The organism is Methylobacterium nonmethylotrophicum, assembly GCF_004745635.1.
In the GTDB taxonomy this organism is placed as follows: Bacteria; Pseudomonadota; Alphaproteobacteria; order Rhizobiales; family Beijerinckiaceae; genus Methylobacterium; species Methylobacterium nonmethylotrophicum.
The window spans coordinates 1-18,258 of record NZ_SRLB01000041.1; the positions used below are offsets into that span (position 1 = coordinate 1).

Sequence of the window (18,258 nt, forward strand, 5' to 3'; positions counted from 1 at the left end):
CCGACCTGGCCGGCGATCTCCTGGATCGAGGCCGTCATCTCCTCCGAGCCCGCCGCCACCGTCGCGGCGCGCTGGCGGGCGTCGTCCGCCGAGCGGGTCAGGCCCGCGGCCGAGTTCTGCATCTCCGCGACTGCCGTGCTCATGGCGGCGACGACCCGGGAGACGTCCGAGGACAGGTTGGTATGCGTGGTCACCACCGACCAAGTGAGCATCGGGCCGAGATAGCTGCCGTCCGGGCCCGTGATCGCCGAGACCTGCAGGTCGAGCACCTCCGGCCCGAGACGGATCTGCGCGCGGTGCGGCAGCCGGCTCGCATCGGCGAGCATCCGGCGCTGGTGCGACGGGTTCTTGTGGAAGACGTCGATCGAGGTGCCGACCATCAGCTCCGCCTTGACCGGCAGGTACTGCGCGAGCGGACCGAGGGTGTCCATCGAGGTCGCGTTCATGTAGTCGATGCGGAAGTCGTCGTGCGGGTCGGCGGTCATCACGGCGACCGGCAGGCCCTCGATCATCGTGCTGAGGCGGCTGAACTCTGTCTTCTTCCTCGTGATATCGGTGGCGATCTTCACGACCTTGACGGGCCGGCCGGAGGCATCGAGGACCGGATTGTACGTGGTCTCGAGCCAGATGCGCCTGCCGTTCTTGCCGACGCGCATGCATTCTCCGGCGAAGTGCGCTCCGGTGCGGAGCCTGTCCCAGAAGATCGCGTAGTCCGGCGCAGCGGCCGCGGCTTCGTCGACCAGCATGCGGTGGTGCTGGCCGAGGAGATCCTGGGCATCGTAGCCGATGATATCGAGGAAATTGGCATTGACGCGCAGTATCTTGCCACTCATGTCGAATTCGGCGACTGCCAGCGACTTCTCGATCGCCTGAAGTGTCGCGTTCTCAAGGCTTGGCTTGTTCCTGCGCAGCATTTTCAGAGCCCCTGCTCTCGAAATCCCGTACATCATCGGGCAAATTGATTAAGAGTACGTGAGTCGAGCATGGAGCGATAAATAATCAAATCGCCTGTTCATGAGCTATTTGGGCTCATCGTAGGAGACACCGAATGCCGCATCAGGAAAGCTATCTTATCTGCAATCGCTGATCGGTGGATCATCGTCTCGGATGCTCGCGACGAGCACAGGACGACAGCCAGCCGGCGCTCCTCTTCGGCTTCACGGTCGCCCTGGGGCCGGCATCCCGATCGCCCTCTCGCTCTCGGTCGGGGCGCTCGCCTTCCGGGCGGCCGATGGCGGCATCGACCCGGCGGCCTTCGCTGAGCAGGCCTCCGGCATCGGCGCCCTGCTCCTGCCGGAGGCGCAGGGCTTCGGCATCGCGCCGCTGCATGACGGCATCGTGCTCATCATCGCGACGGGGCTCGGCCCGTTCGCGCCGCCTGCGCGGTGGGCGGCGTCACGCTCGGAGAGGCGGTCCGGCCGACCGGCAAGTCCCTGCTTCTGCTGCGCGTCTGCCTCCTGCTGGTCGCCGTCGTGGCCGGTGCGGCCGGGCCGGCCCATTCTCGACCCGCACGCGCCGCGCACGCCGGTCGAGCGGGGCGTGTCCGGTATCGCCATCGCGGGCCAGACCGCGCGGCTCACCGCCGGCGACACCGTCCCGGTTCCCTCCGGCGCGGCCCACTCCGCCGTCGCGATCGCGGCCGGCGCGCTGAGCGACGTGCTCACGCCGATGCGGGAGGATGTCGTGGCGCAGGCGTGAGGATCATCCCCGGCCGCGTGCGGACGGGGCCGCCCTGATCCCCGGGATCCCTCACAGGAACGGCGCGATGTCCTTCGGGTCCCGCGCCGGCTTCACGTCCCGCCGGTTCCACCAGCCGCCGCCGAGCGCCTGGAACAGGGCCGCGGTGTCGGCGTACTGGTTGGCCTGGGCCTGGGCCTGGGTCACCAGGGCCTGGAGGTAGGCCGATTGCGTGATCAGCAGCGAGGCGCTGCTGACGGCGCCGAGGCCGAACTGCTTGCGCACGAGCTCGACGCTCTGCTGGCTCGCCTTGACGGCGGCGTTGGCGGCGGCGACGGCGCGGCCGTCGGCCTGGAGGGCGCGCAACGCGTCGGCGACGTTCTGGTAGGCGGTGATGACCGTGGCGCGGTACTGGGCCTGGGCCGCCGCCAGGTTCTCCTCCGCCGCCTGCTGGCGCCGGAAGAGCGTGCCGCCGTCGAAGAGCGGCTGGGCGACCGCCCCCGCGATGGTCCAGAGGCTGGCGGCCGGGTTGAGCAGGCCCGCAAAATTGGTGGCGCTCGCGCCGACCGCGCCCGAGATGGTGAATTGCGGCAGGCGGTTGGCCACCGCGACGCCGACCTGGGCGCTCGCCGCGTGCACCGCCGCCTCGGCCGCCTTCACGTCGGGGCGCTGCTCGATCAGCCGCGAGGGCAGGCTCACCGGCAGGGTGCGGGGCAGGTGCAGGGAGGCGAGCGTGAAGGTCTGGCTCACCTCCTCGCTCGGGAAGCGGCCGGCCAGCGCCGTCAGCAGGTTGCGCTGCTGGGAGAGGGCGCGCTGCAGCGGCGGCAGCAATTGCTGCGACTGGGCGAGCAGGGCGGATTGCTGCACCACGTCGGCGCCGGCGACCTGCCCGGCATTGGACTGCTTGGTGATGAGGGTGAGGAGCTCGGTCTGGGCCTGGATGACCTTCTCGGTCGCGGCGATCTGGGCCCGCAGCGCCGCCTCCTGGATCGCCGCCGCCACCACGTTCGCGGTCAGCGTCAGGTACGCGGCCTCGAGCTGCCAGCGCTGCCCCTCCGCCTGCGCCTCCTGCGATTCGAGCGCCCGGCGGGTGCCGCCGAACACGTCCGGCGCGAAGCTCACCGTCACCTGCGGGGTGACGAGGCTGTAGAGCAGCGAGTTGTCGTTGAGGGGCGATTGCAGGTCGCCGCCCGGGGCCTTGTTATAGGAGGACTGGGCGTTGAAGGCGACCTGCGGGAAGAGGGCGCCGCGCTGCGCCTCCGTCGTGGCCCGCGCCGCCCGCAAGCTCGCCTGGGCGGCCTCCAGGGTCGGGTTGCGGGCGAGCGCCTCCGCCACCAGGCTGTCGAGGGCCCGGGAGCGGAACAGCGTCCACCACTCGCCCGGCACGTCGCGGCCCGAGGCGAAGGTCTGGCCGATCGCGCCGTTCCGGCGGTCCTGCTCGGTCACCTCGGGGTTGCGCAGGCCCTCCCTGGTGTAGCGCGCGACCGGCGGCGGCGTGGCGCCCTGGAAGTCGGGCCCGACCATGCAGGCCGAGGCGGACGCCGCCGCAAGAGCCGCCGCCAGGATGCGGGCGGCGGTCCGGGCGGCGGGGGAGGCTTCGGTCCTCGCGGGCGTCGTCACCGGCGCCTTCGCGGCCGGGGCAGCGGCCTGCGGGGCGGCCGGGGGGCGCAGGGTGGCGCGCATGGAGGCGGAAGTCCCTGCTTCGCGACGGACGGGCGTTCGGGCCTCCCTCTCGCTCATTGCGCCGCCTCGGTCTGTCGCGCCGGGGCCACAGGCACCCGGGGACGGTGGCGCGAGAAGGCCGCGATCAGCACCGGCAGCACCACCAGGATCAGGATCGGCGCGAGCAGGATGCCGCCCACCACCACCAGCGCCAGGGGCTTCTGCACCTGCGAGCCGATGCCGGTCGAGACGGCGGCCGGCAGGAGGCCGACGCAGGCCGCGACGCAGGTCATCATCACCGGGCGCATGCGCACGTCGGCGGCATGGTGGATGGCCTGCGCCCGCGCCCAGCCCTCGTCCATCAGCTGGTTGCAGTAGGAGAGCAGGATCACGCCCTCCATGGTCGAGATGCCGAACAGCGCGATGAAGCCGATCGCCGCCGAGACCGAGAAGGCGGTGCCGGTGAGCACGAGCGCGAAGATGCCGCCGATCAGCGCCATCGGGATCACGCTCAGGGTGAGCAAGGTATCGGTGAGCGACGCAAAGTTGACGTAGAGCAGGAGCGCGATCAGCGCGATCGTGAGCGGCACCACGAGCTTGAGGCGCGCGATCGCGCCCTGCAGGTTGGTGAACTCGCCGACCCATTCGAGGTGGTAGCCGGCCGGCAGCTCGACCTGCTCGGCGACGCGCCGCTGCGCCTCGATCACCGCGCCGCCGAGGTCGCGCCCGCGCACGCTGAACTTCACCGGGATGTAGCGCTCCTGGTTCTCGCGGTAGATGAAGGCGGCGCCCGAGACGAGCTGGACCCGGGCGATCTCCGAGAGCGGGACCTGCATCACGCCGTTCGGCGCCGTCACGCCCACCGTGATGTTGCGGATCGTCTCGAGCGAGCGGCGGTATTCCGGCGCCAGCCGCACCCGCATCGGGAAGTGGCGGTCGCTGCCGTACTCGTAGAGGTCGCCCGCGGCCTGGCCGCCGATCGCCGCCGAGATCGTGGTGGCGATGTCGCCGGGCGCCAGCCCGTAGCGGGCGGCCCGCGCCCGGTCGATGTCGATGCGCACCGTCGGCTGGCCGAGCGAGGTGAACACCGCCAGATCGGCCACCCCCGGCACGGTGGCGAGCGCCGCCTTGACGTCGTTGGCGGTGCGGGTGATCTGCTGGAGGTCCGTGCCGTAGATCTTGACCGAGTTCTCGCCCTTCACGCCGGAGGCCGCCTCCTGGACGTTGTCCTGGATGTACTGCGAGAAGTTGAACTCGATGCCGGGCAGCTCCTCGCGCAGCCGCCCCGAGATCTCCTCGATCAGCTTCTCCTTGGTCATGCCGGCGGGCCACTGGTCGGCGGGCTTCAGGGGCGCGAAGATCTCGACGTTGAAGAAGCCGGTGGCGTCGGTGCCGTCGTCCGGCCGGCCCTGATGCGAGACGACCGTGACCACCTCCGGGTAGGAGCCGATCAGCTTGCGCATCCGCTCGACGTAAGGGTTGCCGGCCTCCAGCGAGATCGAGGCCGGCATCGTGCCGCGGATGTAGAGGTTGCCCTCCTCCAGCGTCGGCAGGAACTCGAGGCCGAGCGTGCGCATCGCCACGCCGGTGCAGCCGAGCATCGCGACCGTCATCAGGATGGTCAGCACCCGGTTGTCGAGGGTGAAGCCCTGGAGCGGCCGGAAGAGCGCGCGCAAGGCCTTGACCACGATGGTGTCGCGCTCCTCGACATGGTTCGGCAGGATCAGGGCGGAGAGCGCCGGCGACACCGTGTAGGTGGCGAGCAATCCCCCGATCAGCGCGTAGGCGTAGGTCTTCGCCATCGGCCCGAAGATGTGGCCCTCGACGCCGGTCAGGGTGAAGAGCGGCAGGAAGCCCACGATGATGATCGAGGCGGAGAAGAAGATCGCGCGGTTCACCTCCCGCGCCGCCGCCGCGATCAGCCGGAGCTTGACCGAGGAGCCGCGCTGCGCCGGGCCCTGGTGCTCGGCGAGGTGGCGGAAGATGTTCTCCACCATGATGACGGTCGCATCGACGATGAGGCCGAAATCGATCGCGCCGAGCGACAGGAGGTTCGCCGACTCGCCCCGCGCCACCATGATGGCGATGGCGAAGCCCAGCGCGAACGGGATGGTGGCGGCGACGATGATCGCGCTCTTCAGGCTGCCGAGGAAGAGCCACTGCACCAGGAACACCAGCACCACGCCGAAGACCAGGTTGTGCATCACCGTGTGGGTGGTGGTGTGGATGAGCGCGCTGCGGTCGTAGAGCGGCACCACCTGCACGCCCGGCGGCAGGATGCCCGACGTGTTGATCTTCTCGATCTCGGCCTCGACGCGCTGGATCGTCGGCAGGCTCTGGCCGCCGCGGCTGAGCAGCACGATTCCCTCGACGATGTCGCCGTCATTCTCGTGCCCGACCATGCCGAGGCGCGGCGCGTTGCTGACCGACACCTCCGCGACGTCCCGCACCAGCACCGGCACGCCGTTCACCTGCGTGATCATGGTGTTGCGGATGTCGTCCATGTCGCGGATCAGCCCGATGCCGCGCACCACCGCCGATTGCTCGCCGACATTGAGGGTCTGGCCGCCGACATTGGTGCTCGAATTGTTGAGCGCGGCGACGAGCTGGACGAGCGTCAGCCCCTGCGCCTGGAGCCGGCGCAGGTCGACCGCGACCTCGAACTCCTTGGTCTTGCCGCCGAAGGCCGAGACGTCGACGACGCCGGGAATCGCCTTGAAGCGGCGCTGCAGCACCCAGTCCTGCAGGGTCTTCAGGTCGGTGGACGAGTAGCCCGGGGGGCCCGCCACCTTGTAGCGCATGATCTCCCCGATCGGGCTCGTCGGCGAGATCTGCGGCTGGGCGTTGTTCGGCAGGGGCGAGAGCTGCGACAGGCGGTTGAGCACCCGCTGCAGCGCCTCCTGGTAGGTGAAGTCGTAGGTGAACTGGATCTTCACGTCCGAGAGGCCGAAGACCGAGATCGTCCGCGTCACCGCGGCGTTGGGGATGCCGGCGAGCTGCACCTCGAGCGGGATGGTGATGTAGCGCTCGATCTCCTCGGCCGACTGGCCGGGATTCTGGGTGATGACGTCGACGAGCGGCGGCACCGGATCCGGGTAGGCCTCGATGTTGAGCTGCTGGAAACTGGCATAGCCGATCCCGAGGGTCGCCAGGAACAAGAGCAGCACCAGCACCCGCTGGCGCAGGGCGAAGTCGATCAGGCGGTTCACGTCGCCCCTCCCGCGGGGTTCGGAATCGGGACGCCGGGCGTCGCGACGCCAGGGGTCAGGAGGCCGAGGGTCAAGACGCCTTGTCGCCGGAGGCGGCGCGGTCGATGAACAGGCTGCCGCGGGTCACGACGTGCTCGCCGACCGTCAGCCCGTCGACGACCTGGACGAGGCCGCCGCCGGAGAGGCCGAGGGTGACGCCCCGCGACGCGATGGTGCCGTCCGGCCGCTCGACCCAGACCCGGGCGCGGGCGCCCTCGTAGACGATCGCGGACGCCGGAATCGCCGGGGCGCGCTCGTCGCGGCCGGTCAGGATCGTGAAGGTCGCGAACATCTCGGGGCGCAGCAGTCCCTCGGCGTTGTCGATCTCGGCCCGCACCGGCAGGCGGCGCGTCGCCGGGTCGAGGGAGGCCGCCATGTAGCTGATGCGCGCCTTGAACACCCGGTCGGGAAAGCCGATCACGCTGGCCTCGAGCTCCTGGCCGAGCTTGATCCTGGGCGCCTCGCTCTCGCGCACGTTGGCGACGAGCCACACGGTCGAGAGGTCGCCGATGATGAAGGCCGGGTCGCTGCCCGACCCGAGATACTGGCCGAGGCCCACCTTGCGCTGCACGATGGTGCCGGCGATCGGGGCGCGGATCTCGGTCTCGGGGCTCATCGCGCCGCTCCTGGCGAAGGCGTCGATCTCAGCGTCGGACTTGCCGAGGAGGCGCAGGCGGTTGCGCACCGCCTGGAGCGCCGCCTCCGCCGAGCGCTGGTCGCTCTGGGCGGCGATCACGTCGTTCTGCGCCTGCTGCCAGTCCTTCAGCGCCACCGCCTTGGCCTGAAAGAGCTCCTGGAGCCGGGCCGCCACGGTCTGGTCGAGCTTGAGGAGCGCCGAGGCCTTGGTGAGCGCGTTCGTCGCCGCCTGGAAGTCGTTGAGGGCGGAGACCATGTCGGCGGCCTCGAGCGTGAACAGCACCTGGTTGGCCTTCACCCGGTCGCCGGCCCGGGCCAGCACCTTGGTCACCCGGCCCGCATAGGGAGAATAGACCGGGACGTTGTCGTCCTCGTTGACGGTGATCCGCCCCTCCGCGAAGCCCTCGGGCCGGAAGTCCCGGGCCTGCACGGTCTCGATGCCGAAGCTCGCGCGCTGCTGCTTCGTCGGCCGGAAGACCGGCTCCGCTTGCGCCTCCCCGGGCTCGGGCGCCTGGCCCTCGACCCCCTGGCGCTGGATGAGGAGCGCCTCGAGGCGCTCGCGTACCGGGGCGAGGGCCGGCACGAACCCGACGGCCAGGCCGGCGCCCGCGAGGAGCAGGATCGCGGCGGCCCAGCCGGGGCCGCGGCGCCGCCGCGCCGGCGCCTCCGTGGTCAGGGGGTTGTTGGTATCCATCGCGCGCCGACCGATCGCCGGGGCGGTGCGGGTGGGTCCGGGGGCGCCTCACGCCCCCTCCGCAACGGCGGGGAGCGTCCGAGACGGACCCGGGCCGGCCGACCGACCCCTGTCTGTGCCTCAAGTCCAGGGCCCACCGGGCGTCCTGCCGTGTCCCTGCGTCAATTCCGTGACGGAACCGGCGAGCGAGGCGGGATCCGGGCCGAGGCGCTGCGCCTCGCGGACGGCGCCCCGTGCCCGTCTCTGTGGCGAGGAAACCGAACCCGAGTCAAGGATGCGTGGCCGCGCAGCCGTCCGGGCGGGCGGGGCGGTGCAGGGCCCGGCCCGGGCGACCGTTCATCGGGAGAAACGTCATTTTTTGTAAGGGCTTGACGGCAGCCAGACACGAATTTCCGAGACGTGGATTAAGTCGTCTGGATGAGGTGGGCCGGGCTCGTTAGACCGTACGGCATGGGTCCGTCGCCTTGACCGTAGGGGGGGCCTGCCCGACCCTCGCGGGCCTGGCGTGGGTCGTCCCGCGCAGCCAGCCACGATGGTGTGCATGTCCGTCCGCGACCCGATCCTCCACAGCGTCCCGATCGCCGAGCTGCGTCCGACCCAGATGACGGTCGGCTACCGGGAGGTCGAGGCCAAGCGCCAGCGCTGGCGCGAGATCGGCGACGGCGACCGCGAGACGTTCCTCGGCGCGCACATGATCCCGGTCCTGCTCGGGCCGAAGAAGCGCCGTTACGTGATCGACCACCACCACCTCGCCCGCGCGCTGCAGGAGGAGGGGGTCGAGAACGTGCTCACCACCGTGGTGGCCGACCTGCACCACCTGGAGAAGGACGCGTTCTGGGTCGTGGCCGACCACCGCGCCTGGGTCCATCCCTACGATGCCGACGGCGTGCGCCGCGACGTCGGCGACCTGCCAAAACGCATCGAGGACCTCGCCGACGACCCCTTCCGCAGCCTGGCGGGCGAGTTGCGCCGGGCCGGGGGCTTTGCCAAGGACACGACGCCGTTCAGCGAGTTCCTGTGGGCCGACTTCCTGCGCCGGCGCATCAGGCGCAAGGACGTCAAGGCGGATTTCTCCGACGCCCTTGAGGAGGCCCTGGCGCTCGCCCGCTCCAAGGACGCGATGTACCTGCCGGGGTGGTGCGGACCGCACGGGGATTGAAGCCTTTTTCCCGATCGTGTCGACACCCTCGTGTCATACCGGGGCTCGCGAAAGGCGAGACCAGGGATCCGTAACCGCTGACGGCGCAGACCGTGGCGGCTCGCGGTCCGCCTCATCGTCAAACCGGTCGTGGGTATGGATCCCGGGTTCCGCTGCGCGGCCCCGGGATGACGCCGAGAGATGTTGAGGGAGGACTCCGTCTCTGCTTCCGCGTTCGGGCTCGTGCCCGCCCTTCGGTCACGAGGGAAGCGTTCATTTCTCCCATCAAGTTTATTTGCGGCAGGCGGGCCAACAAGCCTACTCTCCCTTCCGGCGCGGCGCGTCGCGCGGGAACGGGGGACCTCCGTGATGTTCGATTCGCTCCTGAAGAGCATCGGCGCCGATCCGGTCGACAACGAGACCCACTTCTACAAGTTCGAGCCCAAGCCCGACATCACCGCCTACGAGCTCGCCTTGATCCTGCGGCGCTTCGGGGCCCTGACGGCCGGGTCGCCGCCCCTGCACGGCGTGATGCTGATGCCGTGGGAGAGCCTCGAGGACGAGTACGCCCGGCACTTCGAACTCGCGCCTCACGGCATGTTCCAGGGATAGCGGGCGACCGGGGGAACGGGCTCCTTGGCGGCGAGCCCGCGGGAGCGTCACGGCTTTTCCGGCCGCTGCGGCGGCGCGGCAACACTCGGTTTACCATTCCGTCCGATGGTCGCGGCTGGTGAACGAGGGTCCTACGCAAGCCATGATGTCCCGCGCGGAACGCTCGCATCTCGGCGACTGGTGGTGGACCGTCGACCGGGCGCTGCTCGCCGGCCTCGGCGTCCTGATGACGGCCGGTCTGGTCTTCCTGATGGCCGGCGGCCCGCCGGTGGCCGAGCGGCTCGGCCTGCCGACCTTCCACTTCCTCAACCGGCAGGTGCTCTACCTGCTGCCGACCATCGCCCTGATCTTGGCGGTGTCGTTCCTGTCCCTGCGCCATATCCGGCGCATGGCGCTGGTGACCTACGCCCTCGGCATCGTGCTCTGCATCGCCGCCACCAAGTACGGGCCGGAGATCAAGGGCGCCCATCGCTGGATCCAGTTCGGCTCGATCGGCGTGCAGCCCTCCGAGTTCGTGAAGCCGGCCTTCGTGATCCTGGCCGCCTGGGCCTTCGCGGAGGGCGCGCGCCGGCGCGACATGCCGGGCGGCACGCTCGCCGTGCTGCTCCTGCCGATGACCATCGTGCCGCTGATCCTGCAGCCGGATTTCGGCCAGACCATGCTGGTCACCATGGTGTGGTGCTCGATGGTGTTCGTCGCCGGCCTGCACTGGTTCTGGGTCGCGGGCCTCGGCGGGGCCGGCCTCCTCGGCGTGGCGGCGGCCTACGAGTTCCTGCCCCACGTGCGCGCCCGCATCACCCGCTTCATGGACAAGGAATCGGGCGACAACTTCCAGACCTTCTGGTCGCAGGAATCGTTCAATTCCGGCGGCTGGCTCGGCACCGGCCCGGGCGAGGGCGTCGCCAAGCGCCACCTGCCCGACGCCCATACCGACTTCATCTTCTCGGTGGCGGGCGAGGAGTTCGGCGTCATCGTCTGCATCGGCATCGTGCTCTTGTTCGCCTTCATCGTGATGCGCGGCCTGATGCTGGCCCGGCGCAGCGACGACATCTTCTGCCGGCTCGCCATCACCGGCCTCACCGCCCTGTTCGGCCTCCAGGCCTGCATCAACATGGCGGTGAACACCCGGCTGATGCCGGCCAAGGGCATGACCCTCCCGTTCATCTCCTATGGCGGCTCCTCGCTGATCTCGCTCGCCCTCGGGATGGGCTTCCTCGTCGCCCTCACCCGGCGCCGGCCGCGCACGACGCTGCTCAACCGCGACGAGGGCCTGGCGCACTGAACGGGCCGCGCCGCCGCGCAGGGGGTGACCTCGCGGCCCCGCCGTGACAAACGGGGCCGCCGACCCGACCGGAGACCGCATGTTCCCACCCCGCCTCGCCCCGGCCGCCCGATGACCGTCGCCCAGCCCCTCGTCCTGCTCGCCGCCGGCGGCACCGGCGGCCACCTGTTTCCGGCCGAGGCCCTGGCGTTGCGCCTGCGCGAGCGCGGCATCCGGGTGGCGCTCGCCACCGACAGCCGGGTCGCGGCGCTCTCGGGCGAGTTCCCGGCCTCCGAGATCGTGGCGATCCCGGCCGCCACCCCGTCGAGCGGGCGCTCCCCCCTGCGCCGCGTCACCGCCTTCGCGACCCTCGGGCGCGGCTTCGCGGCGGCCCTGCGGGAGGTGCGCCGCCTCAACCCGGCGGTCGTCGTCGGCTTCGGCGGCTATCCCACCGTGCCGCCGCTGCTGGCCGCCCAGATGCTGCGGGTGCCGACCCTGCTGCACGAGCAGAACGCCGTGATGGGCCGCGCCAACGGCTTCCTGGCTCGCGGCGCCTCAGTCATCGCCACCGGCTTTCCCGAGGTCCGGGGGGTGCCGGCCAAGGCCACGGCGCGCCGCGTCCATACCGGCAACCCGGTGCGCCCGGCGGTGCTGGCGGCGGCCGGGATGCCCTATCCGGCGGTGGGCCCCGACGCAGCCCTCCAGCTCCTCGCCTTCGGCGGCAGCCAGGGCGCCCGGGTGATGAGCGACGTGGTGCCGGACGCCGTCCTGCGCTTGGCCCCCGACTTGCGCGCCCGGCTCACGGTGATCCAGCAGGCTCGGTCCGAGGATCTCGCCCGGGTGCAGGCCCTCTACGAGGGGGCGGGGCTCGCCGCCTTCACGGCGGCACCGTTCTTCAAGGACCTGCCGGCCAAGATGGCGACGTCCCACCTGGTGGTGGCGCGCTCGGGCGCCTCGACGGTGGCGGAGCTGGCGGTGATCGGCCGGCCGTCGATCCTGGTGCCGCTGCCCGGCTCCCTCGACCAGGACCAGGCCGCGAACGCCGCGGTGCTGGAGCGGATCGGCGCCGCCTTTCCCAGACCACAAACGGACTTCACCCCTGAGCGGCTGGCCGCCGATCTCGGCGCGCTGCTCGGCGATCCCGACCGGCTCGCCAGGGCGGCCGCCGCCGCCAGGGGCGCCGGCCTGCCCGACGCCGCCGAGCGCCTCGCCGCCCTGGTGGTCGAGACCGCGCTCGCGGCGGCCCGCTGACGGCCGCCTTCGCACCAACAAGAAGATCTTGAGGACCCCGACTCCATGAAGCTGCCGAACAAGCTCGGACCCATCCACTTCATCGGCATCGGCGGCATCGGCATGTCCGGCATCGCCGAGGTGATGCACAACCTCGGCTATACGGTGCAGGGCTCGGACGCCTCCGACAACGCCAATGTCCGTCGCCTCGCCGAGAAGGGCCTCCGCACCTTCGTGGGCCACCGGGCCGAGAACCTCGCCGACGCCGCCCTCGTCGTGGTCTCGACCGCGATCCGCCGCGACAACCCGGAGCTGGTCTCCGCCCGCGAGCGCCGCCTGCCGGTGGTGCGCCGGGCCGAGATGCTGGCCGAGCTGATGCGCTTCAAGTCCTGCGTGGCGGTCGCCGGCACCCACGGCAAGACCACCACGACGTCCCTCGTCGCCACCCTGCTCGATGCCGGCGGCCTCGATCCCACGGTCATCAACGGCGGCATCATCAACGCCTACGGCACCAACGCCCGCATGGGCGAGGGCGACTGGATGGTGGTCGAGGCCGACGAATCCGACGGCACCTTCCTGAAGCTGCCGGCCGACATCGCCATCGTCACCAACATCGACCCCGAGCACCTCGACCATTTCGGCTCGTTCGACGCGATCAAGGACGCGTTCCGCGCCTTCATCGACAACATCCCGTTCTACGGCTTCGCGGTGATGTGCATCGACCACCCGACGGTGCAGGACCTCGTCGGGCGGATCGAGGACCGGCGCATCATCACCTACGGCGAGAACCCGCAGGCCGACGTGCGGCTGATCGACGTCGACCTGAAGGGCGGCCAGAGCCGGTTCCGGGTGATGATCCGCGACCGCCGCCCCGGCTTCCGGCTGGAGATGGAGGACCTCGTCCTGCCGATGCCGGGCAAGCACAATGCGCTGAACGCCACCGCGGCCCTCGCGGTCGCCCACGAGCTCGGCGTGTCGCCCGACGCCATCCGCAAGGCGCTGTCGCATTTCGGCGGCGTCAAGCGCCGCTTCACCCGCACGGGCGAGTGGAACGGCGTCCAGATCTTCGACGATTACGGCCACCACCCGGTCGAGATCCGGGCGGTGCTGAAGGCCGCCCGCGCCTCGACCGACGGCGGCGTGATCGCGGTGGTGCAGCCCCACCGCTACACCCGCCTCGCCTCGCTGTTCGACGATTTCTGCACCTGCTTCAACGACGCCGACACGGTGATCGTGGCCCCGGTCTACGCCGCCGGCGAGGCGCCGATCGAGGGCATCGACCGCGACGCCCTTGTGGCGGGCCTCACCTCCCGCGGCCACCGCAACGCCATCGCGCTCGAGCGCACCGAGGACCTCGCCGGCATCGTCGGCGGGCTCGCGGGGCCGGGCGACTACGTGGTGTGCCTGGGCGCCGGCAACATCACCCAGTGGGCCTACGCCCTGCCGGGCGAACTCGCCGCGCTCGGCGAGAAGGCGGCGTGAGGCTCTGACGCCCGGATGCGCGGCCCCGACGAACGCGGTACGGCGCGGGCCCGCACCCTCAGGCGGGTCCAGACCGATGCCGAGCAGGCGCTCTGGTCGCGGCTGCGCGACCGGCGCTTGGCGGAGTCCAAGTTCGTGCGCCAGTTGCCGATCGGGCGCTACTTCGCCGACTTCGACTGTCGTGAAGCGAAGCTCATCGTCGAAGTCGACGGCAGCCAACACGCCGAGAGCGCCTACGATCGCGAGCGCGACACGTGGCTGGCCTCGCAGGGCTGGCGCGTGCTTCGCTTCTGGAACGGCGAGATCGCGCGCAACATGAACGGCGTCCTCGAGACGATCCTGGCTTCCATCACGGAGCGCCGCCCCTCCTCCTCTCTCCGCTCGCAGCAGGGCGATACGGTGTAAGAGACGAAGCGCGGGTACTCCCCTCTCCCCGTGGACGGGGAGAGGGCTGCGCCCCCCTTGCCGGGGGCGCAGCGAGCCCGCAGGGCGAGGGTGAGGGGGTGGTGCCGGACGAGTCTCATCCGGAGAGACCCCCTCACCCTCGCTCCGGCTTCGCCTCCGCTCACTTCATCGACGGCAAGGTCGATGAAGTCCTCTCCCCGCCCGCGGGGAGAGGGGATACCCGCGCCATATTCTGCGCCTGACCTTCCCCCGGACACCCCCTGCACCGTCGAGACGGGCGGGCTGCATCACCCGAACGGAACCATGACCTCCGCCGCCATCCTCGCCGCCCTGGAGCCCGCGTCCTTGCGCGGCCGCCTCCTGCCCGACCATCCGCTCGCCGACCTGACCTGGTTCCGGGTCGGGGGGCCGGCGGACGTGCTGTTCACGCCGGCCGACGAGGAGGACCTCGCCGCCGCGCTGGCGGCGCTTCCCCCGGAGGTGCCGGTCACCGTGATCGGGCTCGGCTCGAACCTGATCGTGCGCGACGGCGGCGTGCCGGGGCTCGTCATCCGCCTCGGCGGCAAGGCCTTCGGGTCGATTCGGGTCGAGGGCGAAACGATCCGGGCCGGCACCGCTTTGCCCGACATGAAGCTCGCCCGCGCCGCGGCGGAGGCCGGGCTCGACGGCCTCGCCTTCTACCGCGGCATCCCGGGCTCGGTCGGCGGGGCGCTGCGGATGAATGCCGGGGCGCATGGCGGCGAGACCACCGACGTGCTCATCGAGGCGCGCGCGATCGACCGCGCCGGCCGCCTGCACGTGCTGACCCACGCCGAGATGGGCTTCGCCTACCGCCACTCGTCGGCGCCCGCCGACCTCATCTTCACCCAGGCGACCTATCGCGGCCGGCCCGGCGACCGGGCTTCGATCGAGGCCGAGATGGACCGGGTCACCGCGGCGCGCGAGGCGGCGCAGCCGATCCGCGAGCGCACCGGCGGCTCGACCTTCAAGAACCCGGACGGGGGCAAGGCCTGGCAGCTCGTTGACGCCGCCGGCTGTCGCGGGCTGACCCGCGGCGGCGCCCAGGTATCGGAGATGCACTGCAACTTCCTGATCAACCGCGGCGGCGCCACCGCTGCCGACATCGAGGGCCTGGGCGAGGAGGTGCGGGCCCGGGTGCGCGCGCATTCCGGCGTCGACCTGCACTGGGAGATCAAGCGAATCGGCCGGCCGGCGGGCTGATTCGCGATTCGGACGCGGGTCGGATGGTTAAGATCCGCCGGGCCCGCCCGCACGATCCGCGACGCGCCGCGCTCCGCCCGGACGGGACCGGCCGCGGCCCGCGCCGTGCCGTCACCGGGTGGTCCCGCACGCCGGTCCCAGCGTGTAAGTCCTTGCTCCGCCAGGGTTCCGGGTAGCCCGTCGGGTCGCCGAAGCGGCCGGAATCCGGTCCGCGCCGCGGCGTTCCGGGCGGGCGAGAGGACCGCGCCGCCCGCGCGGTCGCGGTGGAAACTTTACCGGATATTTACCAGCGAGTTCGAGAGTTGGCGTTAACGGCGCATCAAGCACTTGGATGCCGTGGCGCGAGCCGTGCCGACCTCTGAGCGACGACGAGACCGGCGGCCAAGCCGGTCGGCGCGGCGCGGAAGAGCCGGTGCGGGACGCCCCGGACGACCGAGACCAAGCCCTGCGCCGGAGATCGCAGCCCGTGCCGGGTATCGTTTCGGTGAACTCGCCCAATGGATGGTGGAGGACGCTTCCCTGAACCGCCGACCGCCGCCGGCTTCGCCGGCGGGGAGGCGGGCCCGTCCGCTCCCCCCGAGGGGGCGGCGCCGGCCCGGAGCGGTCCGTCGCGGGAGCCGCGGATGGGCGACGCGCTCCTTGGTGAGTCGCGCCTCGGCGAGTCGCTTCTGGACCGCGTCCTGCCGCGGTTCCTGCGCCCGCGCCGCGCCTCGGTGGCGGTGCCGATCGAGCGGCGGATGCCGCGCCACCTCGGCACCGGCCTCGCCTTCGGGTTCTTCGGGCTCGTCGCAGGGGCCGGCTTCGTGTCCGGCGGCGGCTACGCCGAGCTGTCGGCCCGCCGCGGCACCCCCGCCGACATCGTCGCCCGTGCGCTGGGCTTCGGCCTCGACAACGTCACGATCACCGGCCTGGTGCAGCTGCGCTCGGCCGAGATCCTGCAGGCCGCCGGCCTCGACCAGCGCAACTCGCTGCCCTTCCTCAGCGTGGTCGAGGTGCGCGACCGCCTGGCCTCCGTGCCGCTGATCGGCGCGGTGTCGGTGCGCAAGATCTATCCGCGCGAGCTCCTGATCACCCTCACCGAGCGCGAGCCGAGCGCCCTGTGGCAGCGCAACGGCGAGATCGCCGTGATCGCCGCCGACGGGACGGTGATCGACCAGATGCGCGACGGGCGCTTCGCCAACCTGCCCCTCGTGGTGGGCGAGGAGGCGAACCTGCGCACCAAGGACTACCTCGCGCTCCTCGAGGCGGCGGGACCGCTGAAGGACCGGATCCGGGCCGGAACCCTGGTCTCAGGGAGGCGCTGGACGCTCAAGCTCGACGGCATCGACGTGCGCCTGCCCGAGGCCGGCGCCCGCGAGGCGATGGCCCGCCTGGTCAAGCTCGAGGCCGAGTCGAGGCTGCTCGAGAAGGACATCATCGCGGTCGACCTGCGGCTGCCCGACCGGGTGGTGGTGAGGCTGACCGAGGAGGGCGCGGCGGCGCGCCTGGAGGCGCAGAAGAAGAAGCAGAAACCGAAGGGAACCGAGACATGACCCGCGCGCGAGACGTGACGCCCGCCGGTCGGCTCAGGCCCGGCAGCCCCCACATCCCGTCCTTCTCCCCGGTGAGCGTCGCGTCATGAGTCTCCTCCAGCACGGTCTCACGCCGCGCCTAAAGCCGCTCTCGGCGCGCCGCAGCGCGACCCTGTCGGTGCTCGACATCGGCACCAGCAAGATCGTGTGCCTCGTCGCCGAGCTGCAGCCGATCGAGACGCTCGCGACCTTGCGCGGCCGCACCCACCTCGCCCGCATCATCGGCATCGGCCACCAGCGCTCGCTGGGCCTCAAGGGCGGCGCCGTGGTCGACCTCGAGGCGGCCGAGACGGCGATCCGCCAGGCGGTCCACGCCGCCGAGCGCATGGCCCGGGTCGAGGTGCAGTCGGTCATCGTCAGCCTGTCGGGCGGGCGGCTCGGCTCGCAGCACTTCGACGCCAAGGTGCCGGTGCGCACCGGCGCCGTCACCGGCTCGGACGTGCAGCGCGTTCTGGAGGCGGCGAGCACCCACAGCATCAGCCCCGGCCGCGCGGTGCTGCACGCCCTGCCGACCGGCTACTCCCTCGACCAGCAGAGCGCGGTGGTCGATCCCTCCGGCATGCTCGGCGAGCGGCTCGGCGTCGACCTGCACGTCGTCACGGCGGAGATCGCGGCGGCCCGCAACCTGATGCTGGCGGTGGAAAATACCCACCTGCGGGTCGAGGCGGTGATCGCCACGCCCTACGCCTCGGGCCTCTCGGCGCTCGTCGACGACGAGGCCGAGATGGGCGTCGCGGTCGTCGACATGGGCGGCGGCACCACGAGCGTCGGGGTCTTCTCCGGCGGCCACCTCGTCCACGTCGACGCCCTGGCGGTCGGCGGCCACCACGTCACCATGGACATCGCCCGCGGTCTCTCGACCCGGGTGGTGGCGGCCGAGCGGCTCAAGACCCTCTACGGTGCGGCCATGGCGACGGCCTCCGACGAGCGCGACATGATCGCGGTCCACGGCGTCGACGAGGACGAGCGCGACCTGCCCCACCACATCCCGAAATCGCACCTCGTGCGGATCATCCGCCCGCGGGTCGAGGAGGTGCTGGAACTGGTGCGCGACCGCCTGCGCAACGCGGGCTTCGCCGCCCAGGCCGGGCGGCGGGTGGTGCTGACGGGGGGGGCGAGCCAGCTCGTCGGCCTGCCGGAGGTCGCCCGCCGCATCCTGCAGGGTCAGGTCCGGATCGGCCGGCCGCTCGGCATCAAGGGGCTGCCCGAGGCCGCCAAGGGCCCGGCCTTCTCGGCCGCCGTCGGCCTCCTGGTCTATCCCCAGGTCTCGCATGTCGAGCATTTCGAGCCGCGCGGCCAGTCCGGCAGCGCGGGCCTCGCCCCCGACACCTACCTCTCCAAGGTCGGACGCTGGATCCGGGAGAGCTTTTAACGAGATCGCCCCCCGGCGCGGGCCCCGGAAACGGGCCGCGCCGGGCGGG

General features: G+C 71.4%; 14 protein-coding genes. 10 read left to right on the forward strand and 4 right to left on the reverse strand.

Going from position 1 to position 18,258, the window contains the following annotated elements:
- The coding region (locus EU555_RS31475) for a PAS domain-containing protein (RefSeq protein WP_245524588.1) at positions 1–833 on the reverse strand (833 nt) is incomplete at its 3' end.
- A gap of 274 nt (positions 834–1,107) precedes the next feature.
- On the opposite strand from EU555_RS31475, the gene EU555_RS31480 reads away from it, so the two are divergent.
- A complete protein-coding gene (locus EU555_RS31480) occupies positions 1,108–1,698 on the forward strand; it encodes a hypothetical protein (protein WP_135419283.1) in 591 nt (196 codons plus the stop codon).
- Positions 1,699–1,749: 51 nt separating this feature from the next.
- Here the strand turns inward: EU555_RS31480 and EU555_RS31485 are convergent, their stop codons facing one another.
- The 3 genes from EU555_RS31485 to EU555_RS31495 form a co-directional block, all read right to left on the reverse strand.
- Positions 1,750–3,360: an efflux transporter outer membrane subunit gene (locus tag EU555_RS31485; protein ID WP_135419284.1), complete on the reverse strand. Its 1,611-nt coding sequence runs from the start codon at positions 3,358–3,360 to the stop codon at positions 1,750–1,752.
- 53 nt (positions 3,361–3,413) lie between these two features.
- A complete protein-coding gene (locus EU555_RS31490; RefSeq protein WP_135419285.1) occupies positions 3,414–6,548 on the reverse strand; it encodes an efflux RND transporter permease subunit in 3,135 nt (1,044 codons plus the stop codon).
- Positions 6,549–6,618: 70 nt separating this feature from the next.
- Positions 6,619–7,917, reverse strand: a complete 1,299-nt coding sequence (locus tag EU555_RS31495; RefSeq protein WP_135419286.1) for an efflux RND transporter periplasmic adaptor subunit — start codon at positions 7,915–7,917, stop codon at positions 6,619–6,621.
- 541 nt (positions 7,918–8,458) lie between these two features.
- Between EU555_RS31495 and EU555_RS31500 the strand changes: the two genes are divergently transcribed.
- From EU555_RS31500 to ftsA, 9 genes are all read left to right on the forward strand, one after another.
- Positions 8,459–9,076: a ParB-like protein gene (locus EU555_RS31500; protein ID WP_135419287.1), complete on the forward strand. Its 618-nt coding sequence runs from the start codon at positions 8,459–8,461 to the stop codon at positions 9,074–9,076.
- Positions 9,077–9,424: 348 nt separating this feature from the next.
- Positions 9,425–9,667: a hypothetical protein gene (locus EU555_RS31505; protein ID WP_135419288.1), complete on the forward strand. Its 243-nt coding sequence runs from the start codon at positions 9,425–9,427 to the stop codon at positions 9,665–9,667.
- Between the two features lie 142 nt (positions 9,668–9,809).
- Complete coding sequence (locus EU555_RS31510; RefSeq protein ID WP_135419289.1) at positions 9,810–10,949, forward strand: FtsW/RodA/SpoVE family cell cycle protein; 1,140 nt, start codon at positions 9,810–9,812, stop codon at positions 10,947–10,949.
- Positions 10,950–11,060: 111 nt separating this feature from the next.
- Positions 11,061–12,179: a UDP-N-acetylglucosamine--N-acetylmuramyl-(pentapeptide) pyrophosphoryl-undecaprenol N-acetylglucosamine transferase gene (locus EU555_RS31515; RefSeq protein WP_135419290.1), complete on the forward strand. Its 1,119-nt coding sequence runs from the start codon at positions 11,061–11,063 to the stop codon at positions 12,177–12,179.
- Positions 12,180–12,224: 45 nt separating this feature from the next.
- Positions 12,225–13,640, forward strand: coding sequence for a UDP-N-acetylmuramate--L-alanine ligase (murC, locus tag EU555_RS31520; RefSeq protein WP_135419291.1), 1,416 nt, complete (start codon positions 12,225–12,227; stop codon positions 13,638–13,640).
- A gap of 15 nt (positions 13,641–13,655) precedes the next feature.
- Entirely contained in the window at positions 13,656–14,045 is a 390-nt protein-coding gene (locus EU555_RS37345) for an endonuclease domain-containing protein (RefSeq protein ID WP_245524589.1), read from the forward strand.
- A 303-nt stretch (positions 14,046–14,348) separates the two neighbouring features.
- Positions 14,349–15,266: a UDP-N-acetylmuramate dehydrogenase gene (murB, locus tag EU555_RS31530; protein ID WP_135419292.1), complete on the forward strand. Its 918-nt coding sequence runs from the start codon at positions 14,349–14,351 to the stop codon at positions 15,264–15,266.
- A 497-nt stretch (positions 15,267–15,763) separates the two neighbouring features.
- Entirely contained in the window at positions 15,764–16,798 is a 1,035-nt protein-coding gene (locus EU555_RS31535; RefSeq protein WP_135419293.1) for a cell division protein FtsQ/DivIB, read from the forward strand.
- Between the two features lie 85 nt (positions 16,799–16,883).
- Complete coding sequence (gene ftsA, locus EU555_RS31540) at positions 16,884–18,209, forward strand: cell division protein FtsA (protein WP_135419294.1); 1,326 nt, start codon at positions 16,884–16,886, stop codon at positions 18,207–18,209.
- Positions 18,210–18,258 lie beyond the last annotated feature (49 nt).